Origin of the sequence: Microbacterium enclense (assembly GCF_001456955.1) — a bacterium.
GTDB lineage: Bacteria > Actinomycetota > Actinomycetes > Actinomycetales > Microbacteriaceae > Microbacterium > Microbacterium enclense.
This window is the reverse complement of sequence record NZ_KQ758467.1, coordinates 238946-260561: the sequence shown is the minus strand read 5'-3', so window position 1 is coordinate 260561 and position 21616 is coordinate 238946. Positions and strand designations below refer to the sequence as shown.

Sequence of the window (21616 nt, the reverse complement as noted above, 5' to 3'; positions counted from 1 at the left end):
GGCGGTTCGGGATGCCGCGATGCTGCGGCCAAGTGGGCGAAGGCGCCGGGTGGCGCATCCGTTCGCCGTGAAGGTCAAAGGCCCGAGAAGAAGGGGCCGGTGCGTTCGACGACGCTGGGAGCGAGAGCTCCGAGACCCAGTCTACCGGGTGAGACGTCGATCTCCCTCGCGCGGGGGATCCGTCGCCGCGTCCACGCGGCGTAGCGTCGGAATCATGGACACCTCATCGATGATCATGGGCGCCTCCATCGCGTCGGTCGCCTGGATCGCGTTCTACCCGTGGGCGAAGCTGCGACGCCTGCGCGAGATCGAGGCGCAGAACGCTGCCGACACCCCCGACGCATAGCCGACGTCGTCAGCGCGCCCTCACGCGGCGGCGCGCCAGCACCCCGCGACGTGGTCGTCGACCATGCCGGACGACTGCATGAGGGCGTACATCGTCGTCGGGCCGACGAAGCGGAAGCCGCGGCGACGCAATTCTTTGCTCAGGGCGGTCGACTCCGGCGTCACAGCCGGCACGTCGGCGAAGGTCGCGGGCGACGTGTGAGATGCGGGGGCGAACGACCACATCAGAGCGTCGAACTCGCCCTCGGCCATCGCGGCGACGATCGAGGCGTTGCCGATCGCGGCCTCGATCTTGCCGCGGTGGCGGATGATGCCGGCATCCTGGAGCAGGCGTTCGACGTCGTCGGGGCCGAATCGCGCGACGACCGCCGGCTCGAAGCCGTGGAAGACCTCGCGGAAGCGGGGGCGCTTGCGCAGAATCGTGATCCAGGCAAGCCCGGCCTGGAAGCCCTCGAGGCTGAGCTTCTCGAACAGCGGGCGGTCGCCGCGCAGCGTCGTGCCCCACTCTTCATCGTGATACCGCTGGTACTCGGCGTCGACGCCCGCCCACGCGCAGCGCACGACGCCGTCGGAACCGGTCAGCAGATCGCTCATGTCCCCAGGGTAGGGGCGGGCCCCGACATCGGCCGCCGAGCGGTGACGAGAACAGGGGCGTGACACGAGAACAGGCCGATCCCGCACGGATCGGCCTGTTCTCGTCGCTTCCCCTGTTGTCGTTACAGGGATGCCGTCACTTCGCGGGCTTCTTCTCGGGCACCGGGGCGGCACCCGACGCCTTCAACGCCTCGTAGTAGGCCGCCGCTTCGTTCTGCCGGTCGTCTTCGACGCCCGTCGCGATCGCCGCGCGGATGTGCTCGGGGCCGTAGCCGAAGGCATCCACCAGGTCTTGCGCGTGCGGACGGAGCCGCGCGCAGAGGCGATCGATGTAGCTCGACACGGCCGCGCCGCGCTGAGCCGACAGGCGCCCGTTGATGAGGTACCAGGCGAGGTGCTTCTCGATGAGCTGCAGGCCGAACAGGTCGCGCAGCCAGGTGAGCACCTTCAGGGTGTCGGTGTCGTCGATGCGGTTGATGGCGTCGGTGAACGCCTCCCACTGCAGCAGCTCTCCGTGCGCGCGCGCGGCCTCGATGAGCTCGGACTGGTTCTCGTTGAACAGTGCCGCCGCGTCTTCTCGCGAGAGCTTGGATGCCGGGCGCAGGCGCCCCGCGATGTCGGCGATCATCTGCTGCACGCGGCCGGCCAGCAGTTCGTGCTGCTGCTCGGCGCGGAGCCCCTTCTCCACGGAGCGGGCGGTGGAGCCGAAGTCGCTGACGGCCTGGCCGAGCTGGCGCATGCCGGCGCCGTGGAAGAGCTTTCCCGCGGTCTGCCCCACGGCGAAGGCGGCGAGCTGCTTGGCATCCTTGCCCTTGAACTGGCGGGCGTAGTCGGCGAGCAGGCGCTTGCCGACGAGCTGGAGCAGGATGTTGTTGTCGCCCTCGAAGGTGACGTAGATGTCGAGATCGGCGCGAAGGCCCACGAGGCGGTTCTCGAAGAGGAAGCCCTGACCGCCGCACGCTTCGCGCGACTCCTGCAGCGTGTCGAGCGCGTGCCAGGTCGACAGGGGTTTGAGAGCCGCGGCGAGGGTCTCGAGATCTTCACGATCGGCGTCGGTGTCGAGCGCGCCGCTGAAGACGCCGTCGAACTTCTGCAGGAACTCGTCGTGCGCGAAGATCTCGGCGTACGTGGTCGCCAGACGCGGCAGGAGGCGGCGCTGGTGCTTGCCGTAGTCGAGCAGGGTGACCTCGGGGGTGCCGCTGCCGGAGTCGAACTGGCGGCGCTGATTGCCGTAGGTGATCGCGATGATGAGGCCGATGGCCGACGCCCACGCTGCCGCCCCGTCGAGCGAGACGCGGCCCTGCACCAGCGTGCCGAGCATGGTGAAGAACCGGCGGCCGGGGCTGGCGATGTCGCTGGAGTAGGTGCCGTCTGCGGCGACGTCGCCGTAGCGGTTGAGCAGGTTCGTGCGGGGGACACGCACGTGGTCGAAGTGCAGGCGACCGTTGTCGATGCCGTTCAGGCCGCCCTTGAGACCGTCGTCCTCGCCACCGATTCCGGGCAGGAAGGCCCCGTTCTCGTCGCGCAGCGGCACATAGAAGCAGTGCACGCCGTGGTTGACGCCGTTCGTGATGAGCTGCGCGAACACCGTCGCCGCCTTGCCGTGCAGGGCGGCGTTGCCGAGGTAGTCCTTCCACGCACCGCGGAAGGGCGTGTGGATGACGAACTCCTCGGTGGCGACGTCATAGGTCGCGGTCGTGCCGATGGCCGACACGTCGGAGCCGTGACCGGTCTCGGTCATCGCGAAAGCGCCGGGGATCTCGAGGCTCATGATGCCGGGCAGCCACTTGTCGTGGTGCTCGGCGGTGCCCAGCTGCAGGACGGCCGATCCGAAGAGGCCCCACTGCACGCCCGACTTGATCTGCAGGCTCGGGTCGGCGGCGACGAGCTCCTCGAAGCCGGCGATGTTGGCGCCGTTGTTCTCTTCTCCGCCGAAGCGCTTGGGGAAGGCGCGGTGCACGGCCTTGTTCTGCACGAGCAGGTGCAGCTGGCTGAGGGTGCGCTCGCGGTGCGCGTCCATGCCGAGGCTGTCGTCGCGCCACAGCGCCGGATCCTTGATCATCTCGCGCGCCTCGCGGCGCGTGTTCGCCCATGTGCCGAGCAGCAGGTCGGTGACCCGCTCGGTGTCGATGCGGGCTTCCGCGGCCTCGGCGGCGGAGTGCGCCGCGGTGGGCGCACCCCCGACGGGCGTACGCGTGCTCGTGGCGGGCGTGGTGGGACGGACGGCGGCGTCGGTCATTCTCGGCACCTCTCGACGGGGCAAAGGGATGCCATTCACGGTAGGTGTCCCACAACGACCCGGCAATCATTGTGTGAGGTCAACACAACGACGGCGGGCGACGTGGGCCCGGGTCGTTGTGGACGGTCAACATTCTGGAGAAGGCGCCGGGGGCGCGGTGGGTGGCCGGTGGCGGGCAGGCGGGCGCGGTGGGTGGCCGGTGGCGGACAGGCGGGCGCGCTGCTGTCGCCAGAACAGGGAAATGCCACGAGAACAGGGCGTCTGAGCGAAATCCGGCCTGTTCTCGTGGCATCCCCTGTTCTCGGCGCAGCGGCCGGCGGGCAGGCGGGCGCGGTGGCCGGCGGCGGGCAGGTGTGCGCGTTGCTGTCACCAGAACAGGGAAATGCCACGAGAACAGGGCGTCTGAGCGAAATCCGGCCTGTTCTCGTGGCATCCCCTGTTCTCGGCGCAGCGGCCGGCGGGTAGTCCGGTCGGCGGGTAGCGCAGCCGGCGGGTAGCACGGCCAGCGGGTAGCCCGGCCGGGGGGCAGTCCGGGCGCGGTGGCCGGTGGCGGGCAGGTGTGCGCGATGCTGTCACCAGAACAGGAAGATGCCACGAGAACAGGGCGTCTGAGCGAAATCCGGCCTGTTCTCGTGGCATCCCCTGTTCTCGGCGCAGCGGCGAGCGGACAGTCCGGCCCGGCGGGCGGTCCGGCCCGGCGGGCGGTCCGGCCCGGCGGGCAGTCCGGGCACGGTGGCCGGCGGCGGGCAGTCCGGCCGGCGGGCAGCGCGGGCGGGGGGGGCAGCCTGGTCGGCGGGTAGCCCGGTCGGCGGGTAGCCCGGCTGGCGGGCAGCGCGGGCGCGGTGGCCGGCGGCGGGCAGTGCGGCCGGCGGGTCGCCGGCAGCCCGGCATCAGTTCGCGGCGACCACCGTCAGGATGCCGTCGCCGTAGGCCTCGCGCTTCTTAGCGCCGATGCCGGTGATGCCGTCGAGGTCGCCGACCGATGCGGGGCGAGCCGCGGCGATAGCGCGGAGGGTGGCGTCGCCGAAGACGATGTAGGCGGGCACGCCCTGCTCGCGCGCCTTCTCGGCGCGCCAGGCGCGGAGCGCCTCGAAGAGGTCGCGGTCGTCGGGCGCCACATCGTCGGCGCTCGATCTGCGCTGACGGTTTCCGCCCCCGCCGCCCCCACCGCCCGTGCGGCCGAGCACGTCGCGGCGCAGCGGCACGGCCACCTCACCGCGCAGCACGGGTGCCGACGCGTCACTCAAGGCGAGCGTGCCGTAGTCACCCTGAGCCACGATGATGCCGCGGGCGAGCAGCTGCCGGATGACGCTGCGCCAATCCTGATCGCTCAGGTCGGCGCCGAGGCCGTACGTACTGAGGCGGTCGTGGCCCTGCTGGGCGATGCGCTCGGTCTTCGCCCCGCGCAGGATGTCGATCAGGTGGCCGGCCCCGAACGCCTGTCCGCGCTCGCGCTGCAGGCGCACGATCGTCGACAGGAGCTTCTGCGCAGCGATCAGGCCGTCCCACGTGTCGGGAGGCGTGAGGCACGTGTCGCAGTTGCCGCACGGTTCGGAGTGCTGCCCGAAGTAGTCGAGAAGGTTCTGCCGTCGGCATCCGACCGTCTCGCACAGGGCCAGCATGGCGTCGAGGTGCTGGCCGAGGCGCAGCTTGTAGGAGCGATCGCCGGGCGACTGGTCGATCATGCGGCGCTGCTGCACGACGTCGCCGAGGCCGTACGCCATCCACACCACCGACGGGTCGCCGTCGCGCCCCGCGCGGCCGGTCTCTTGGTAGTAACCCTCGACCGACTTGGGGAGGTCGATGTGGGCGACGAAGCGCACGTCGGGCTTGTCGATGCCCATGCCGAATGCGATCGTCGCCACCATGATCACGCCGTCTTCGCGGAGGAACCGGGACTGATTCGCCGCGCGCACGGAGGCGTCGAGACCGGCGTGGTACGGCAGTGCGTCGAGCCCCTGCGTGCAGAGGTAGGCCGCCATCTGCTCGACGCTCTTGCGGCTGAGCGCATAGACGATGCCGGCCGCACCCTCGGGCTGGCTCTTGATGAACTGCACCAGCTGACGCCGCGGGTCGACCTTCGCGTCGATGCGGTACTGGATGTTGGGCCGGTCGAAACTCGCGACGAAGCCGCGGGCGTCGCGCAGACGCAGGCGCTCCACGATCTCTTGCGCGGTGGCCGGGGTGGCGGTGGCGGTGAGCGCCATGCGCGGCACCCCGGGGAAACGATCGGCGAGGTCTCCCAGCGCCAGATAGTCGGGGCGGAAATCGTGGCCCCACTGCGACACGCAGTGGGCCTCGTCGATCGCGATCACGCTCAGACGCCCGCGGGCGAGGAACGCCAGCGTCTGGGCGCCGTTCAGCCGCTCGGGAGCGACGTACAGCAGATCGAGCTCGCCCGCGAGGTACGCCTGCTCGACGGCCTGACGCTCGGCCGGCGATTGCGTGGAGTTCAGGTACCCCGCCCGCACGCCGTTGGCGATGAGCGCCTCGACCTGGTCGTGCATGAGCGCGATGAGCGGGCTGACGACGAGCCCGGTGCCGGGCCGCACGAGCGCGGGCACCTGATAGGTGACGCTCTTGCCACCGCCGGTGGGCATGAGCACGACGGCGTCGCCGCCGTCGACGACGTGCTGCACGATGTCGGCCTGGTCGCCGCGGAACGCGTCGTAGCCGTAGACCTCGTGCAACACCTCGCGGGGATTGCGCCCCGTGAAGTCGCGGACGGCGGGCAGCTCGCGTGCGGTTCCGGTCGCGGCGACCGCACGGGCGAAGGGCGACGAGGGATCGACGGGGGGCGGCGGCGCGTCGAAGTCCTCGGGCGGGGCGAACTGGTCGGGATCCCAGTCGGCGCCGGCGTACGGGTCGTCGTAGTCGCCGTACGGCTCGGGCGGCGCGTCGGCATACGGCTCGGGGGCGGCGCCGGGATAAGTCACCTCCCCACGGTAACCCGGGCCACCGACACGCATCCCTCCGTGGGGACCATCGGCCGGATCAGCCCGCTGGGGAGGAGGGGCGCGCTCCGCCGAACTCGCGCGACAGGGCGGATGCCGGGGCGATCACCGGCGGGTCGAGGTCGACGCGCCGCGCGACGCAGGCGACGCAGCGCACGTAGCGGATGCGACCCTCGCTCGTCGCGTGCACCGACTCGGTGACCCACGCGTGTTCGTGGACGGGTGCGGGCGCTGCGGTGGAGAGGAGGTGGGAGGCGGTCATGACCCCACAGTGATGTAATGCCCTTATGCATCTCAACCCTTACGGCGAGTACGCGGTGCTCCTCGCCGCCTCCCTCGCCAACGACTGGCCCGCCGATCGAGCGGGGATCGAGGAGCGTACGCGAGAGCACGGCATGACGATGCGGTTCCCCGTGGCATCCGGAGACCACGTCGGAACGAGACGGGTCATCGACGAGTGGCTGCGCGTCGTGGATGCCGACGACCCCGACGAACGAGCCGGCCTGCTGAACGCGCAGATGGCGGCGGTGACGGCGTATCCGCGCCTCACCGACCATGACGGCGAGGGGTGGCACCTGCACTATCGCGACGAGGAGGAGGCGCTTCCGCGCGTGCTCGCCGCGGTCATCTCGGTCGGCACGTCGCTGCACCTCGTCACCCGCGGGATGAACCGCCTCGGCCGCTGCGCCGCCGACCCCTGCGGCAACGTGGTCGTCGATGTCACGCGCAACGGCCGACAGCGCTACTGCTCGGTGCGGTGCGCGAACCGCGCCGCCGTGCGCCGGCACCGCGCCCGCGCGTGAGCCCACCGAGCCCGGCACCGGGGACGCGAAACGGCGGCGAGAAACGGCATCCGCGACGAAACACGCCACGTCGACGCGTTTATCGCTGTGAATCGCGTTTTATCGGCGACTACCGCACGCAGCGCGAGCCCGCCGCCGACGCGGCGCTGCGCCAGCAACACGGCCGTGCGCCTGCGCCGCACCGCCCGCACCGCACCGCACCGCACCGGTGTCGGCGCCGGCGCCGGCGCCCGCCGGCGCCGAGAAACGGCATCCGCAGGAAGAAACACCACGCCAACGCGTTCCTCCCCGCAGATCGCGTTTATCGGTGAGCATCCCACGCGCCGTGAGCCCGCCGGCGACGCAGCGCTGCGCCAACACCACTCACGCGGCGAGTACCGCACGCATCGCATCAGGCCGAGAAACGGCATCCGCAGGAAGAAACACCACGCCAACGCGTTCCTCCCCGCAGGTGGCGTTTATCGGCGAACATCCCCCGCACCGTAAGCCCGCCGCCGACGCAGGGCTGCACCGACACCACCGACACGGCGAGCACCGAACCCACCGCACCGGTGCCGACGGCGGCGCCGGCGCCGGCGCCGAAACGGCATCCACCGCAAGAAACGCCGCGCCAACGCGTTCCTCCCCGCGGATCGCGTTTATCGCCCGACTACGGGGTGAACGCCACGCCGCGCCGCCGCCGCGACATCGCCCAGCTGGCGGCCCACGCCAGAAGCAGCACGGCGACGATGACGAAGCCGAACACATCGAGGTCGGTCGCGGCGATCGCCTGCACCGGGCCCCAGCCCACGCCCACCGTGTCGACGAGCACGCCGCACATGCCCACGACCCCGACGACGAGTGCCACGCTGATCGAGATCGACATGAGTGCGATGTTGTAGCGCCGGCGACGGCCGGGACGATCCACCGACCAGCGATAGATCCGCGCCGTGACGATGCTGTTGAGACCGTCGCACGTCGCCATGCCGGCGGCGAACAGCAGCGGCACGACCATCGCCGCCTGCCAGGGCAGCGCGGCCCCCGCGCCGCCCGCGAGCACGAGGATCGCGATGGTCGACGCGGTGTCGAAGCCGAGGCCGAACAACAGGCCGACGATGAAGAGCTTCCACGGCGCGTCGAGCGTCGCCGACAGGCGGCCGATCATCAGCGACACCGGCCCGCCACCGCGCGGCCGGCCGTCGTGCACGCCGCGACCGCGCACCAGCCCCACCAGGATCCACAGGTTCACGGCTGCCATCACCAACAGGAACAGGCTCGACACCGTGGGCCCCCAGACGCCCGTGACGACGACGAGCGGGGAATCGTCGGCCCCGAGCTGCGCGGTGAGCGCCCCCACGCCCGCCGTGACGAGCCCCACCGCCACCACGACCACCGTGGAGTGCCCGAGCGCGAACCACAGGCCCACACCCGAGGGGTCCTTGCCGTCGTCGGTGAGCTTGCGGCTGGTGTTGTCGATCGCCGCGATGTGGTCGGCGTCGAAGGCGTGACGCACCCCGAGCAGGAAAGCGGTGACGGCCATGCCGACCCCCGTCGCGGCTGTTCCCAGCGAGGCCTCGTTCGGCACGAGCACCAGCGCCATCAGGGTCCAGCTGAAGACGAGCAGGAGCGCGATCGTCAGCAGCACGCCGCGCGCGGCCGGGGTCAGCCGGCGCACGCCAGCACCTCCGTCTCGCGGGGCGCGGCGACCGCGGAGCGCCACAGCTCCCCCAACGGGCTGTGGTGCGCGGCGTCGCCGAGGTAGCGCAGCGTGGTGCCCTCTCCCGCCAGGTCGAGCCGCGCGATGTCGGTCTCGTCGACCGGGCCGAGCCGTTCGCCCAGCACGACGACGGTGTCCATCACGCGCGAGCGCCCGAGCACGCCGGGCTCCGGCCGATCGCCGCGCACCTCGAGGCTCTCGCGCAGCAGCGGCCCCGTGGCATCCGTCGCATCCAGGTCGGACCGCAGCCGGCCGCCTGCCTCACCCGCGCGCCCCAGCACGAGCGTCTCGCGCAGGGCGACGGACGATCCGGATGCCAGGCGCAGCACGCTCGAGCGCAGCAGTTCGCCGTCGGCGGTCACGACCGTCGGCAGCCCCTCCCACGTCAGCCGCGCACCGGGGGCGAGCGTGATCTCGGCGTGCCAGCCCGACGGCTCGTCGCCGAGTTCGGGGCGGCCGTAGACGACGAGCCCGCCGATGTCGACGAGGGCGAGCGTGCAGCCCTCGCCCACGCGGACGTCGAGGTGCACGTGATCGCCCGGGAGCAGCATGGCGCGACCGGCGACGAGGGCCACCTCGACCCGGCGACCGCGGCGCGCGACGAGGCGCGGAACGATGAGCTCGCCCGAGAGCGCGTACGCCGCGTCGGCCCCGCGCGGCGCGACGTCGATGACGGTCGTGCTCACCCGTGCGCCCCGGCCGGTGCGTGCTCGTGCGCGTGACCCGCGGTACCGTGCGCGTGCGCGACGGCACCACCCTCGTGCGCGTGACCCGCCGCGCCATGCCCGTGCGCGTGAGCGCCCGCACCGTGCGCGTGCGCGGCGGCACCGTGCTCGTGCGCGTGCGCGGCGTCGTCCGCCTCGTCGTGCACGTGCAGATACCCCTCCCCGTTCTCGTCGGCGTGGAAGTGCGGCGCCATCGGACCCGGGTCCTGCGGCACGTGCGAACCGCTGACGTGCGCCGCGATCATCGACAGCACCCAGCTCTTCAACGTGGCCACGGAGTCGGCATCCGTTCGCGAGAGCGCGAGCACCGGGCGCCCGTCGCGGGCTTCGGTGGCATCGGCCACCATGCGCGGCACATCGACGCCGACGTAGGGCGCGAGGTCGGTCTTGTTCACCACCAGCAGGTCGGCGCGGGCGATGCCGGGGCCGCCCTTGCGGGCCACGTCTCCGCCGCCGGCGACATCGAGCACGAAGATCTGCGCGTCGACGAGGGCGGGCGAGAAGGTGGCGGTGAGGTTGTCGCCGCCGGATTCGATCACGACGAGGTCGAGTGGCGAGAAGGCCCGCTCGAGGTCTTCGGCGGCGAGGAGGTTCGCGGTGGGATCGTCGCGGATCGCGGTGTGCGGGCACGCGCCCGTCTCGACGGCGACGATGCGCTCGGGGTCGAGCACGCCGGCGGAGCGGAGGAAGCGGGCGTCTTCGTCGGTGTAGATGTCGTTCGTGATGACGCCGATGCGGATCTCGTCGGCCAGAGCCCGGCAGAGGGTGGCGATCAGCGACGATTTGCCGGTGCCGACGGGACCGGCGACGCCGAGGCGCAGGGCGCGGGGGGTGGTGTTCTCAGGCACGGAAGAGCCTCCTACGGGATCGGGCGTGGGCTTCGGCCCACGCTTCGGACTGCGGCGCGGACGCCGCGGGGATGTCGGACGGGTCGGTGAGGGATGCCACCTCGTCGAGGTGATCGTCGATCTCGGCGCAGAGGGAGGTGACGAGCGAGACGAGGTCGAGGGGGTCGCGAGGTTCGAGCTTGAGCACCGCGGCGGTGGCCGCCTGCAGGTCTTCGTAGACGACGACGCGCGCGAGCTCGGCCGCGCCGATCGCGAGACCGGATGCCATGACCCCGAGCACGCACGGGCGCGGCGGCGGCACGGGCCGCTGCCCCCACGCGGCGAGCACGGCGTCGTCGGGCAGCACCTGCGTTCCCACCCGCAGGTATCCGCGCGCGAGCAGCCGCGACGCGTCGCGCTGGGCGGCGCTGGGCGTGCGCGCCTCCCACGCCCGCTCGACGGGGGCCAGGTCGGCACCCGCGCGGTGCTGCGCGAGCGCGGCCACCGCGGTTCCCGCCTCGACGAGCGTCGTGGTGCGCACACGCGCGCGCAGCAACGCAGGCAGGTCGGCGGGGTCGAGGCCGCCGAGCAGGGCCGGCTCGACCCCCGCGGACTGCGCGTGACCGCCCGACGGCAGGCGGGCGTCGGCCAGCAGCAGCGTGGCGAACAGCGGTGGAACGGATGCCATCAGAAGAGCTGGTAGAGCTGGGCGAGCGGGAGCGAGGAGGCCGGGGCCGCCTCGACCTGCTCGCCGTCGATGCTGATGTCGAACGTGTCGGGACGGATGTCGATGCGGGGCAGCGCGTCGTTGTTGCGCATGTCGGCCTTGCCAACTTCGCGCGTGGATTTCAGCGGCAGAAGGCGGCGCGAGAGACCGAGCCGCTCCTCGAGGCCTGCGGCGAGCGCGTGCGGCGACACGAACGACACCGAGAGCGTCGCGCCGATGGCATCCGCGAACGAAGGCCGCATGAGCACGGGCTGCGGGGTGGGGATCGAGGCGTTGGGGTCGCCGAGCGCGCCCCACACCAGCCCACCGCCCTTCATCACGATCGCGGGGCGGAAGCCGAAGAACCGCGGATCCCACAGCACGAGGTCGGCGAGGCGGCCCACCTCGACCGACCCGACCTCGTGGTCGATGCCGTGCGCGATGGCCGGGTTGACGGTGTACTTCGCCACATAGCGACGTGCGCGCTCGTTGTCGGCGGGCAGGCTCGTGCCGAGGCTCCCGCGACGGGCCTTCATCACGTGGGCGACCTGCCACGTGCGCGTGATGACCTCGCCGATACGGCCCATCGCCTGAGCGTCGGAGGAGGTGATCGAGATCGCCCCCATGTCGTGCAGGATGTCTTCGGCCGCGATCGTGGTGGCGCGGATGCGCGACTCGGCGAACGCCAGGTCTTCGGGCACGCCGGGGTTGAGGTGGTGGCAGACCATGAGCATGTCGAGATGCTCGGCCACCGTGTTCACCGTGTGCGGCAGCGTCGGGTTGGTCGAGCCGGGGATGACGTAGGGCAGGCTCGCGATCGAGAGGATGTCGGGCGCGTGTCCGCCGCCGGCACCCTCGACGTGGAACGCGTGGATGCTGCGCCCCGCCATGGCGTCGATGGTCGATTCGACGAAGCCCGCTTCGTTGAGCGAGTCGCTGTGCAGGGCGACCTGCAGTCCCCAATCCTGCGCCGCCTGGAGGCTGGCGTCGATCGCGGCGGGGGTCGACCCCCAGTCCTCGTGCACCTTGTAGCCGGCGGCCCCGGCCAGCGCCTGCTCCTCGAACGCGGCGCGCGAGACGGTGTTGCCCTTGCCGAGCAACAGCACGTTGACCGGCAGCCGATCGAGGGAGCGGTGCATCTGCTCGAGGTGCCAGGCACCCGGGGTCACGGTGGTGGCCTTGGACCCCTCCGAGGGACCGGTGCCGCCGCCGACGATCGTGGTGATGCCGGTGGCGAGCGCCTCGTGAATCTGCGACGGCGAGAGCAGGTGCACGTGCGAGTCGATCCCGCCCGCGGTGAGGATGCGCCCCTCCCCCGAGATGACGTCGGTCGAGGGGCCGATGACCAGGCGCGGGTCGACGCCGTCGGCGATGTCGGGGTTGCCGGCGCGACCGATCCCGACGATGCGCCCGTCGCGGATGCCGACGTCGGCGCGGACGATCCCCCACCAGTCGAGGATGATCGCGTTCGTGATGACGGTGTCGAGGGCTCCGTCGGCCCGTGACCAGGTGCTCTGCGCCATCGACTCGCGGATCGACTTGCCGCCGCCGAACACGGCCTCCTCGCCGCCGACCGTCAGGTCGTCCTCGATCTCGATCCAGAGATCGGTGTCGCCCAGTCGGATCTGATCGCCCGCGGTGGGGCCGTAGATGCGCGCGTAGCGCTCCCTGTCGATGCGCACCATCAGCGCTCCCCTCCCTCGATACGAGGGATCTGGATGCCGGGCACCCGGCGAGCGCCGCGGAAGGTCACCGCGTCGACACGCTTGGACACCCCCGGCTCGAAGCGCTCCGAGGTGCCCGAGGGGATGTCGAGGCGGAACCCCTCGGCATCCGCGCGGTCGAACGCGAGAGCCGGGTTCACCTGAGCGAGGTGGATGTGCGAGCCGATCTGCACGGGCCGGTCGCCCGTGTTGACGATGACGAACGCGCGGCGCTCGTCGGGCCCGCGGTCGGCGTTCAGCTCGATCCAGCCGGGGCGCACACGGACGGCTCCGGGCCCCTCTGACGTACCTGCGGCCATGACGACTCCTCAGTCGATCGGGTGGTGGAGGGTGACGAGCTTGCGCCCATCGGGGAAGGTCGCCTCGACCTGCACGTCGGTGAGCATGTCGGCGACGCCGTCCATGACCTCGGCGCGACTCAGCACCGTACGGCCCTCGGTCATGAGCTGAGCGACCTCGGCCCCCTCTCGGGCGCGTTCGATCACCCAGGTCGAGAGCAGAGCGACCGCTTCGGGGTGGTTCAGCAGGATGCCGCGTTGCCGGCGATCGCGCGCGACCATCCCGGCCACGGCCAGCAGCAGCTTCTCGGCGTCTGCGGGCGACAGGTGCATGGGCCTCGTGCGTCCTTCCTCAGGCGTGATCGGGTGATGTGCCCGACTGTACGGTTCGTGACATGTCGCTGACATGGAGCGTCGTTCGCGGCGGGTCTCGAAGATGTCACGAGTCTGCCACCGCGAACTTCACCCTCTTGGTCTCATATCGCCTGATACCTGCCGTGATCCGCGGAAAATCAACGGTCCCGCCGCGCGGGGCCGGGGAGGTTTTACATCCTCGACACGTTCGAGAAATGGCAGTGCAATGCCGTGGTCCCACTGTGAGACCACCCGAAGCCGGCGTCGAAGTTCTGCCGCCGCCGGCATCCGAGCGAGGAACGAGCGCACCACCGAGGGCGGCCCATGCCGCGTCACCGCCCACGGACGTCGCCTCGAGCACCCCGGCGGGATCGCGCACCACCTGCACCTCCCTCACACCGAAACGGAGCACAGCATGACCACGACCCGACGACCGCGCCTCCGGGCGCTGATGACCCTCGGAGCCGTCACCGCGACAGCCGCCCTCGTGCTGTCGGGCTGCGGCGCCAAGGCCGGCGACACCGCCGGCGGCGCCTCGACCGAGGCCGCCGCGAGCTGCGTCGACACCTCCGGCGACACCATCAAGCTCGGCTTCCTCAACTCCCTCACCGGGGGCATGGCCATCTCGGAGAAGACGGTCTCGAACGTGCTGCACATGGCCGCCGACGAGATCAACGCCGACGGCGGCATCCTCGGCAAGCAGATCGAGTACGTGCAGGAAGACGGCGCGACCGACTGGCCCACCTTCGCCGAGAAGACCGAGAAGCTGCTCACGCAGGACTGCGTCGCGGCGATCTTCGGCGGCTGGACCTCGTCGTCGCGCAAGGCCGTCAAGCCCGTCGTCGAGAAGCACAACGGCCTGTTCTTCTACCCCGTGCAGTACGAGGGCCTCGAGTCGTCGCCGAACATCTACTACACCGGCGCCACGACCAACCAGCAGATCATCCCGGCCATGGACTTCCTGGCCTCCCAGGGTGTGAAGAAGCTGTTCCTCGCCGGGTCCGACTACGTCTTCCCGCGCACCGCGAACGCGATCATCAAGCTGTACGCGGCCGAGCTCGGCATCGAGATCGTCGGCGAGGAGTACGTGCCGCTCGACAAGGACGACTGGACCACCCAGGTCGCCAAGATCGTCGCCGCCAAGCCCGACTACGTCTTCAACACCATCAACGGCTCCTCCAACGTCGGCTTCGTGAAGGCGTACTACGACGCCGGTCTCACCCCGGAGACGACGCCGATCATCTCGGTCTCCATCGCCGAAGAGGAAGCACCCGCGATGGGTCACTCGGTCACCGGCAACTACGCCTCGTGGAACTACTTCCAGTCGCTCGACACCCCCAACAACCCGGCCTTCATCGAGGCCTGGAAGGCCTACCCGGGCAGCAGCGGCGTGACCAGCGACCCGATGGAGGCCGCGTACATCTCGATGTACCTCTACAAGGCGCTCGCCGAGAAGGCCGGCTCGTTCGACGTGGATGCCATCAACGCGGCGGCCAAGGCCGGCGGCATCACCGTCGACGCTCCCGAGGGCGTCGTCACCCTCGACGGTGACAACCACCACATCTCCAAGCCCGGGCACATCGGCCGCATCAACGACCAGAACCAGTTCGACATCGTCTGGGCGTCCGACGGCTTCATCGAGCCCGACCCGTACCTCGAGGGCTACGACTGGTTCCCCGCCGACGTGCGCGACGCGCTCGTGAAGGCCGCGGGCTGACCTTCCCTCCCCGGGCCCCGGGTCGGCGACGACCCGGGGCTCTCCCCCCTCGCGCCGCCACGGGCGGCGCCCACGCACTCGTCAGAAAGAAGGGAGGCACCGCATGGAAGCTCTCATCCCGCCCCTGCTGAACGGCACGGCGCTGGGCGCTCTGCTGCTCCTGGCTGCCCTCGGCCTCACGCTCACGTTCGGACAGATGGGGGTGATCAACATGGCGCACGGCGAGTTCATCATGGCCGGCGCGTTCGTCGCCTACCTCACCCAGACCGTCGTGCCCGACAGCAACATCTCGATCCCCCTCGCCCTGCCCGTCGCCTTCGTCATCGCCGGCCTGCTCGGCCTGCTGCTCGAGGCCTCGATCATCCGGTGGATGTACCGGCGCCCGCTCGACACGCTGCTGGTGACGGTCGGCGTCTCGCTCGTGCTGCAGCAGATCGCGCTGCAGATCTTCCCCGCTCAGGGGGTGCCCGTCGAGAATCCCGAATGGCTGCAGGGGCAGGTGGACATCATGGGTTATGCCTGGCCGCTGCGCCAGGTCTTCACCATCGTGCTCGCCGCCGTCTGCGTCGCCGCCCTCGCCGCGTGGTTGAAGTACAGCTCGTTCGGTCGCCGTATCCGCGCCACCGTGCAGAACCGCGACCTCGCCGAGACCGTCGGCGTGCGCACGCGTTCGGTCGACCGCCTCACGTTCTTCGTCGGCTCGGGGCTCGCCGGGGTCGCCGGGGTCGCGGCATCCCTCATCGGCGGCACGAACTCGCAGATGGGCGCGCAGTACATCATCCCCGCCTTCCTCGTCGTCGTCGCCGGCGGCATCGGACAGATCGCCGGCACGGTGATCGCCGCCTGGGCCGTCGGCGTGGCGATGTCGCTGTTCGCCGACTGGACCACCGGCAGCCTCGCGCAGGTCATCGCCTTCGCCCTGGTCGTCGTCTTCCTCCAGATCCGTCCACAGGGACTGTTCTCCGTGCGCACCAGGGGGCTCGCATGAGCGTCGTCAAGAGATTCGCCCCGTGGGGCTCGCTGATCGGCATCGCCGTCTTCGCCGTGCTCCTTCTCGTCGTCGCACCGCTCGTGCTGTCGCCGCACTGGGTCAACAACCTCGGCAAGTACTGCACGTGGGCCATCGTGGCCGTCGGCATCGGGCTCGTGTGGGGGCGCGGCGGCATGCTCGTCATGGGCCAGGGCGTCTTCTTCGGCCTCGGGGCGTACGCGATGGCGATGCACCTCACCCTCGAGACCGCGGGCCCCGGCGCCACGCCGACCTTCATGATCCTGTACGACCCCCTGGCATCCATCCCCGCCTTCTGGGAGCCGTTCCGCAGCGACGCGTTCACCCTCGTCGCGATCGTGCTGCTCCCGGTGGTGGTGGCCGGCATCCTGGGCTTCGCGCTGTTCAAGCGGCGGGTGAAGGGCGCCTATCTCGCGATCCTCACCCAGGCTCTCGCCGTCGCCCTCGCCGTGCTGATCAGCTCCACCATCCGCGAGACCGGCGGCGACACGGGCCTCAGCGGCTTCAAGTACTTCTTCGGGTACGTGCTGGATGACGACGCGAACAAGCTCATGCTGTTCCTGATCGCCGCGGGCCTGCTCGTCGCGTGCATGCTCGTGTCGTGGCAGCTGCGCCGCAGCCGTTTCGGCGAGGTGCTGCTGGCGACACGGGATGCCGAGGAGCGCGTGCGATTCCTCGGCTACGACCCCGCCAACATCAAGCTCGTCGCCTTCGTGATCGCCGCCGTCATGGCGAGCATCGGCGGGGCGCTGTTCGTGCCCATCGTCGGCATCATCACCCCGCAGGAGATCGGCGCCTCGGCATCCATCCTCATGATCGCGGGCGTCGCGCTCGGCGGCCGCGCATCGCTGTTCGGCCCGGTGCTCGGCGCCATGGCGATCGGGTGGGGGCAGTCGAGCCTCGCGTCGGGATGGCCCGAGGGCTGGGTGTACCTGCTCGGTCTGGTGTTCATCCTCGTGACGCTGTTCCTGCCGGGCGGGCTGGCCTCGCTGGTGAGCACGGGCGTGACATCGCTGCGGCGTCGCCGGGTTCCGGCATCCGAAGACCGCGTGTCCGTCCCCGAGAAGGAGCTGGCATGAGCCGCACCGACCGCGACGCCTCGGTGCAGGTGTCCGACCTCACCGTCTCGTTCGACGGCTTCGTCGCCGTCGACCACGTCGATCTGACCCTGCGGCCCGGCGAGGTGCACTTCCTCATCGGCCCCAATGGCGCTGGCAAGACCACCCTGGTGGACGCCCTGACCGGCCTGGTGCCGGCGACCGGCACGGCGATGTACGAGGGCCGCGACCTCGTGGCGATGAAGACGAACCGCATCGTGCGCGCCGGTGTCGGTCGCACGTTCCAGACCGCGACGGTGTTCGACGAGCTCTCGGTGCTGCAGAACCTCGACATCGCCGGGGGCCTGCATCGCAAAGCCTGGCAGCTGGCCTTCGCGCGCAGATCGGTGCCCGAGTACGTCGAGCGGGCGCTCGAGACCATCGGCCTGCAGGAGCTGCGCGACCGACCCGCCGGCATCCTGGCCCACGGGCAGAAGCAGTGGCTCGAGATCGGGATGCTGCTCGTGCAGGACGCCCGGGTCATGTTCCTCGACGAACCCGTCGCGGGCATGAACGGCGACGAGCGCGACGAGACCGGGGAGCTGCTGCGCCGCATCGGCGCCGACCGCACCGTCGTGGTGATCGAGCACGACATGGACTTCGTGCGCTCCTACGCCGACTGGGTGAGCGTGCTGCACGCGGGCGCCCTGCTCACGGAGGGCAGCGTCGAACAGGTGCAGGCCGACCCGCGGGTGCAGACGGTCTACCTGGGATCCGCCGCCGACGCGGCGGTCGAGAGCGAGGGGAACCACTGATGCTGGAGATCATCGGCGTCACCGCCGGCTACGGCCGCACCGAGGTGCTGCACGACGTCTCGATCGAGGTGCCCACGGGCGGGGCCGTGTCGGTCATGGGCCACAACGGTGCCGGCAAGACGACGCTGCTGCGGGTCGCGACGGGTCTGCTGCCCGTCATGCGCGGCCGCGTGCTGCTCGACGGCGAGGACGTCACCCGGATGCCACCGTCGAAGCGCGTCGAGCGGGGCCTGGGATACGTGCCCCAGGGGCAGCAGTGCTTCCCGCAGCTCACCACGCGCGAGAACCTGCAGCTGACGATGAAGAAGCAGTCGGACCTCGACGAGGTGCTGAGCCTGTTCCCCGTGCTCGGTGAGCTCGCGGGCCGCCGCGCCGGTCTGCTGTCGGGCGGTCAACGGCAGCAGCTCGCGATCGCGCGCACGCTGCTGACGAAGCCCCGGCTGCTCGTGCTCGACGAGCCGACCGAGGGCATCCAGCCCAACGTCGTCGCCGACATCGAACGCGTCATCATCGACCTCACCCGCCGCGGCGACCTGTCGGTGCTGCTCGTCGAGCAGCACGTGGGCTTCGCGCTGCGCTCGACCGACCGCTTCTACGTCGTCAAGTCGGGCAGGGTCGCCGTCAGCGGCGAGGGCGGAGCGGATGCCGTGGGCGCGGTGCGCGAGGCCATGGCGATCTGACGTGTCTCTTCTCGCCGCGGCAACGCGGGGGAAACGCGGGGCGGGGAGGATCTTCGTGTCCGAGGGAGCGAGGTGAGCGTGGGCGAACGGGCAGCGGGAGGCAGAACCCACCGCGGTGACGCACGCGCCGCCGCGGAGGACAGCCTCGAGGACTACGCCTTCCGGTACGTCCCCCGCTCGTTCCGCCGTTGGAGCGCGGTGTCGGTCGGCGCCACGGCGCTCGGCTCCATCGCCTTCCTCGCCGACTTCTCGATCGGTGCGAGCATCGGCCTCGAGCACGGCGCGACCAACGCCGCGCTCGGGGTGCTCGTGGCATCCGTCATCATCTTCGCCGTGGGGTTCCCGGTCGCCTTCTACGGCGCCCGGTACAACATCGACCTCGACCTCATCGCCCGGGGTTCGGGCTTCGGCTACTACGGCTCAATCATCACCACCATCATCTTCGCCGGGTTCACCTGCATCTTCTTCGCGCTCGAGGGCGCGATCATGGCGCAGGGACTCGAGATGGCGGCGGGCGTGCCGCTTCCGATCGGCTACGCGATCTCGACGGTCGTGGTCGTTCCGATCGTGATCTTCGGGATGCGGGCGCTGGAGCGCCTGCACTTCTGGACGACGCCCCTGTGGCTCGTGCTCGCCCTGCTGCCGTTGGCGTGGGTGGTGATCTCGCAGCCGAGCGCCGTCGAGGGCTTCTGGTCGTTCGCCGGGCGCTCCGACGGCACCGTCTCGCTGAGCGCGGTCGCCTCCAGCGCCGCCGTGTGCTTCGCCCTGACCCCGCAGCTCGCCGAGCAGATCGACTACATCCGCGTCATGCCGCCGCTGACCCGCGCGAACCGGCGATCGTGGTGGACGGCGTTCGTGTTCAGCGGGCCCGGCTGGGTCATCTTCAGCGGCACGAAGCAGATCATCGGCATCTTCCTGGCGGTGTACCTCATCACCAAGATCGACCCGTCCATCGACGACGACGCCGTCGAACCGGTCAAGCAGTTCCTCGGCCTCTACGAGTCTCTGCTGCCCGACTGGGCCGCGGTGGTACTCGTGCTGCTTCTGATCGTGGTCGCGCAGATCAAGATCAACGTCACGAACGCCTACTCCGGCTCGCTGGCGTGGTCGAACGTGTTCACGCGCGCGACCAAGCGCTACCCCGGCCGCACGGTGTTCGTCGTGTTCAACCTCGTCATCGCCCTCTCGCTCATGCTGATGGACGTGTTCAGCCTCATCTCGTTCGTGCTGAGCCTGTACGCCAACGTCGTGATGGCGTGGCTGGTGACCATCTCGGTCGACATCGTCGTCAACAAGCACGTGCTGCGCCTGTCGCCGCGCTTCCCCGAGTTCCGGCGCGGCATGCTGCACGACTGGAACCCGGTCGGCCCGGTGTCGGTGGGCCTCGCCTCGGTCGCCTCGCTGCTGTGCTTCGCCGGTGTCTTCGGCCCCGGGATGCAGCCCCTCTCCGTGCTCGTCGCGATCGGGGTGGCCGCTGTGGTCACGCCCGCCATGGCGGTGTTCACCCGCGGTCGGTACTACCTGCGCCGCCGGTCGGACGGCATCCCCCTCCCCCTCCTCGACGAGGACGGCAACCCGTCGGGTGAGCGCCTGCGTTGCCACGTCACGGGCTACGTCTTCGAGCGGCCGGATATGCTTGTGTCGGCGGAATCCGGCCCCGGGGGCGAGGTGCAGTACGTGTCGTCGTTGGCCTTGACGCTCGACGAAACCGATCGATACGTGCTTCCCCCCGAGCCCCTCACCGCCGCCCGCGAAGAGACCGAGGTGGAGCGATGAACGACGAGGCGCCCTCCGTGCTCGCCGGCGCCGCCCTGCTCTTGCGGCAGCGCACGTTCGAAGACATCTCGTACGCCGACATCGCCGAGCTCGCCGGCGTGTCGGAACGCACGGTCTACCGTCGCTTCCCCACGCGCTCGCACCTGCTCGAGGCCCTGTCGGTGTGGATCGACGACGAGCACCTGCCGCTGGGGGCGTTCCACACGCTCGCGGAGTTCCGAGCCGCCGTGCACGCGCGCTTCCGCGCCTACGACGCCCAGCCGGCGTTGGCCTTCGTCGCCGCCCGCGGCGCCGCCCTCTCTCCCACCGGGCAGCGCTCGGCATCCGTTCTCACCGAGGCGATCGTCGCGATGCTCGCCGAGACGGTCCCTCACCTGAACCGTCGTGACGCCCTGCGCGCTGCCGCGACGCTGCGCACGTTCGCCTCGGCCATGTACTGGGCGCGCCTGCGCACCTCGTTCGACGCCGACGCCGAGACCACCTCGCGACTGTTCGACCGGGCCGTCGATCGCGTGCTGCCCGCCGCCACCGGGGCCGCGCGGGCCGCGTGATGGCCGCACGCAAGACGCAGGACAACACCCCCGGCACCGAGACCGCGATCCTCGTCGCCTACGCCGAGCTGATCGAGGAGGTCGGCACCGATGACGTGTCGTTCCGCATCATCGCCTCGCGCGCGGGAGTCGGAGAACGCACCGTGTTCCGGTACTACCCCGCCCGCGCCGATCTGCTGCTGGCGACGGCGGCGTGGATCGAGGCGACGATCTTCTCGCGCGCCGCGTCGGAGTCGATCTTCGACGTGCCCCTCGCCATCCGCGAGACGATGGCGGCGTACGAGCGCCGCCCCGAGCTGGCGCACGTGGTGGCCGAGACCGCGATGCGCGGCGTCAACGGCGCCGATCCCGCGCCGCACCGCGCGGAGTTCGAGCGGCTGCTCGACCGGGAGGTGACGGAGCTCGACGACGACGAACGCCTCGCCATCGTCACGGCGCTGAGCCACCTCGACTCCTCGACCACCTGGGTCACGATGCGGCATGAGCTGGGCATGCGCGGGCGCGACATCGCGGATGCCGCGGCGTGGGCGGCCGAAGCCGTGCTGGACCCGCTGCGGGCGCGGGCGCACCAGGGCTGACACGCGCTTCTCGCGTCGGCCCGGCGCGCGGCGGTGTTCTTCCGGGGGGGGCGCGCGGCGGTGTTTTCCCGGCGAGAAACGCGATTCCGTGGCAGAAACGCCTTGACACCACATTTCCCGCCGCGGATGCCGTTTCTCGGCGCACACGTTATCGCTGCACGCCCGGACGAAACGCGCGCACCGCCGCCCGGCGACGCCGCGCCGCCGG

General features: G+C 70.7%; 21 protein-coding genes. 10 read left to right on the top strand and 11 right to left on the bottom strand.

Annotation, left to right across the window (positions count from 1 at the left end; translation table 11 throughout):
- Positions 1-214: 214 nt before the first annotated feature.
- The gene (locus AS029_RS17965) at positions 215-346 is read left to right on the top strand and encodes a hypothetical protein (protein WP_261742729.1); all 132 of its coding nucleotides are present in this window, start codon (positions 215-217) and stop codon (positions 344-346) included.
- Between the two features lie 20 nt (positions 347-366).
- Here the strand turns inward: AS029_RS17965 and AS029_RS01180 are convergent, their stop codons facing one another.
- The 4 genes from AS029_RS01180 to AS029_RS01165 form a co-directional block, all read right to left on the bottom strand.
- Positions 367-939, bottom strand: coding sequence for a DNA-3-methyladenine glycosylase I (locus tag AS029_RS01180; protein ID WP_058230785.1), 573 nt, complete (start codon positions 937-939; stop codon positions 367-369).
- A 136-nt stretch (positions 940-1075) separates the two neighbouring features.
- Positions 1076-3178 (bottom strand): acyl-CoA dehydrogenase family protein, encoded by a 2103-nt coding sequence (locus tag AS029_RS01175; protein ID WP_058230784.1) that lies wholly within the window; start codon positions 3176-3178, stop codon positions 1076-1078.
- A gap of 890 nt (positions 3179-4068) precedes the next feature.
- A complete protein-coding gene (gene recQ / locus AS029_RS01170) occupies positions 4069-6147 on the bottom strand; it encodes a DNA helicase RecQ (protein ID WP_074615793.1) in 2079 nt (692 codons plus the stop codon).
- 25 nt (positions 6148-6172) lie between these two features.
- The gene (locus AS029_RS01165; protein ID WP_058230783.1) at positions 6173-6394 is read right to left on the bottom strand and encodes a hypothetical protein; all 222 of its coding nucleotides are present in this window, start codon (positions 6392-6394) and stop codon (positions 6173-6175) included.
- Between the two features lie 25 nt (positions 6395-6419).
- Here AS029_RS01165 and AS029_RS01160 point away from each other — a divergent pair, with 25 nt between their 5' ends.
- Positions 6420-6935, top strand: a complete 516-nt coding sequence (locus AS029_RS01160) for a CGNR zinc finger domain-containing protein (protein ID WP_058230782.1) — start codon at positions 6420-6422, stop codon at positions 6933-6935.
- Positions 6936-7584: 649 nt separating this feature from the next.
- Here AS029_RS01160 and AS029_RS01155 read toward each other — a convergent pair.
- From AS029_RS01155 to AS029_RS01125, 7 genes are read right to left on the bottom strand one after another with little or no spacing between them, the layout of a single operon-like run.
- Positions 7585-8589 (bottom strand): HoxN/HupN/NixA family nickel/cobalt transporter, encoded by a 1005-nt coding sequence (locus tag AS029_RS01155; protein WP_058230781.1) that lies wholly within the window; start codon positions 8587-8589, stop codon positions 7585-7587.
- Positions 8577-9317 (bottom strand): urease accessory protein UreD, encoded by a 741-nt coding sequence (locus AS029_RS01150; protein ID WP_139167983.1) that lies wholly within the window; start codon positions 9315-9317, stop codon positions 8577-8579. Before AS029_RS01150 ends, AS029_RS01155 begins: the two co-directional genes overlap by 13 nt.
- Positions 9314-10204: an urease accessory protein UreG gene (gene ureG, locus AS029_RS01145; RefSeq protein WP_058230780.1), complete on the bottom strand. Its 891-nt coding sequence runs from the start codon at positions 10202-10204 to the stop codon at positions 9314-9316. The genes AS029_RS01150 and ureG overlap by 4 nt, the downstream gene beginning before the upstream one ends.
- Positions 10197-10871, bottom strand: coding sequence for an urease accessory protein UreF (locus tag AS029_RS01140; RefSeq protein WP_058230779.1), 675 nt, complete (start codon positions 10869-10871; stop codon positions 10197-10199). Before AS029_RS01140 ends, ureG begins: the two co-directional genes overlap by 8 nt.
- Positions 10871-12574 carry an urease subunit alpha gene (locus AS029_RS01135; protein ID WP_139167982.1) on the bottom strand — a complete coding sequence of 568 codons (1704 nt, stop codon included), beginning with the start codon at positions 12572-12574 and terminating at the stop codon, positions 10871-10873. The genes AS029_RS01140 and AS029_RS01135 overlap by 1 nt, the downstream gene beginning before the upstream one ends.
- The gene (ureB, locus tag AS029_RS01130; RefSeq protein ID WP_058230778.1) at positions 12574-12912 is read right to left on the bottom strand and encodes an urease subunit beta; all 339 of its coding nucleotides are present in this window, start codon (positions 12910-12912) and stop codon (positions 12574-12576) included. Before ureB ends, AS029_RS01135 begins: the two co-directional genes overlap by 1 nt.
- Positions 12913-12921: 9 nt before the next feature.
- Positions 12922-13224, bottom strand: coding sequence for an urease subunit gamma (locus AS029_RS01125; RefSeq protein ID WP_058230777.1), 303 nt, complete (start codon positions 13222-13224; stop codon positions 12922-12924).
- Between the two features lie 436 nt (positions 13225-13660).
- Here AS029_RS01125 and urtA point away from each other — a divergent pair, with 436 nt between their 5' ends.
- From urtA to AS029_RS01085, 8 genes are all read left to right on the top strand, one after another.
- Positions 13661-14962, top strand: a complete 1302-nt coding sequence (gene urtA / locus AS029_RS01120) for an urea ABC transporter substrate-binding protein (RefSeq protein ID WP_058230776.1) — start codon at positions 13661-13663, stop codon at positions 14960-14962.
- A gap of 103 nt (positions 14963-15065) precedes the next feature.
- Positions 15066-15950, top strand: a complete 885-nt coding sequence (urtB, locus tag AS029_RS01115; RefSeq protein WP_058230775.1) for an urea ABC transporter permease subunit UrtB — start codon at positions 15066-15068, stop codon at positions 15948-15950.
- Entirely contained in the window at positions 15947-17050 is a 1104-nt protein-coding gene (gene urtC / locus AS029_RS01110) for an urea ABC transporter permease subunit UrtC (RefSeq protein WP_058230774.1), read from the top strand. Before urtB ends, urtC begins: the two co-directional genes overlap by 4 nt.
- On the top strand, positions 17047-17823 hold the full coding sequence (gene urtD / locus AS029_RS01105; protein ID WP_058230773.1) for an urea ABC transporter ATP-binding protein UrtD: 777 nt from the start codon (positions 17047-17049) through the stop codon (positions 17821-17823). The genes urtC and urtD overlap by 4 nt, the downstream gene beginning before the upstream one ends.
- A complete protein-coding gene (gene urtE, locus AS029_RS01100; protein ID WP_058230772.1) occupies positions 17823-18503 on the top strand; it encodes an urea ABC transporter ATP-binding subunit UrtE in 681 nt (226 codons plus the stop codon). Before urtD ends, urtE begins: the two co-directional genes overlap by 1 nt.
- 72 nt (positions 18504-18575) lie before the next feature.
- Entirely contained in the window at positions 18576-20279 is a 1704-nt protein-coding gene (locus AS029_RS01095) for a purine-cytosine permease family protein (protein ID WP_082642086.1), read from the top strand.
- Positions 20276-20830, top strand: coding sequence for a TetR/AcrR family transcriptional regulator (locus AS029_RS01090; protein ID WP_058230771.1), 555 nt, complete (start codon positions 20276-20278; stop codon positions 20828-20830). Before AS029_RS01095 ends, AS029_RS01090 begins: the two co-directional genes overlap by 4 nt.
- Positions 20830-21408 (top strand): TetR/AcrR family transcriptional regulator, encoded by a 579-nt coding sequence (locus AS029_RS01085; RefSeq protein WP_058230770.1) that lies wholly within the window; start codon positions 20830-20832, stop codon positions 21406-21408. The genes AS029_RS01090 and AS029_RS01085 overlap by 1 nt, the downstream gene beginning before the upstream one ends.
- Positions 21409-21616 lie beyond the last annotated feature (208 nt).

Excerpts from the sequence above, each read along its gene's own strand:
- AS029_RS17965 (WP_261742729.1), top strand. The coding sequence starts at position 215 with ATGGACACCTCATCGATGATCATGGGCGCCTCCATCGCGTCGGTCGCC.
- AS029_RS01180 (WP_058230785.1), bottom strand. The coding sequence starts at position 939 with ATGAGCGATCTGCTGACCGGTTCCGACGGCGTCGTGCGCTGCGCGTGG.
- AS029_RS01175 (WP_058230784.1), bottom strand. The coding sequence starts at position 3,178 with ATGACCGACGCCGCCGTCCGTCCCACCACGCCCGCCACGAGCACGCGT.
- recQ (WP_074615793.1), bottom strand. The coding sequence starts at position 6,147 with ATGCGTGTCGGTGGCCCGGGTTACCGTGGGGAGGTGACTTATCCCGGC.
- AS029_RS01165 (WP_058230783.1), bottom strand. The coding sequence starts at position 6,394 with ATGACCGCCTCCCACCTCCTCTCCACCGCAGCGCCCGCACCCGTCCAC.
- AS029_RS01160 (WP_058230782.1), top strand. The coding sequence starts at position 6,420 with ATGCATCTCAACCCTTACGGCGAGTACGCGGTGCTCCTCGCCGCCTCC.
- AS029_RS01140 (WP_058230779.1), bottom strand. The coding sequence starts at position 10,871 with ATGGCATCCGTTCCACCGCTGTTCGCCACGCTGCTGCTGGCCGACGCC.
- AS029_RS01135 (WP_139167982.1), bottom strand. The coding sequence starts at position 12,574 with ATGGTGCGCATCGACAGGGAGCGCTACGCGCGCATCTACGGCCCCACC.
- ureB (WP_058230778.1), bottom strand. The coding sequence starts at position 12,912 with ATGGCCGCAGGTACGTCAGAGGGGCCCGGAGCCGTCCGTGTGCGCCCC.
- AS029_RS01125 (WP_058230777.1), bottom strand. The coding sequence starts at position 13,224 with ATGCACCTGTCGCCCGCAGACGCCGAGAAGCTGCTGCTGGCCGTGGCC.
- urtA (WP_058230776.1), top strand. The coding sequence starts at position 13,661 with ATGACCACGACCCGACGACCGCGCCTCCGGGCGCTGATGACCCTCGGA.
- urtB (WP_058230775.1), top strand. The coding sequence starts at position 15,066 with ATGGAAGCTCTCATCCCGCCCCTGCTGAACGGCACGGCGCTGGGCGCT.
- urtC (WP_058230774.1), top strand. The coding sequence starts at position 15,947 with ATGAGCGTCGTCAAGAGATTCGCCCCGTGGGGCTCGCTGATCGGCATC.
- urtD (WP_058230773.1), top strand. The coding sequence starts at position 17,047 with ATGAGCCGCACCGACCGCGACGCCTCGGTGCAGGTGTCCGACCTCACC.
- urtE (WP_058230772.1), top strand. The coding sequence starts at position 17,823 with ATGCTGGAGATCATCGGCGTCACCGCCGGCTACGGCCGCACCGAGGTG.
- AS029_RS01090 (WP_058230771.1), top strand. The coding sequence starts at position 20,276 with ATGAACGACGAGGCGCCCTCCGTGCTCGCCGGCGCCGCCCTGCTCTTG.
- AS029_RS01085 (WP_058230770.1), top strand. The coding sequence starts at position 20,830 with ATGGCCGCACGCAAGACGCAGGACAACACCCCCGGCACCGAGACCGCG.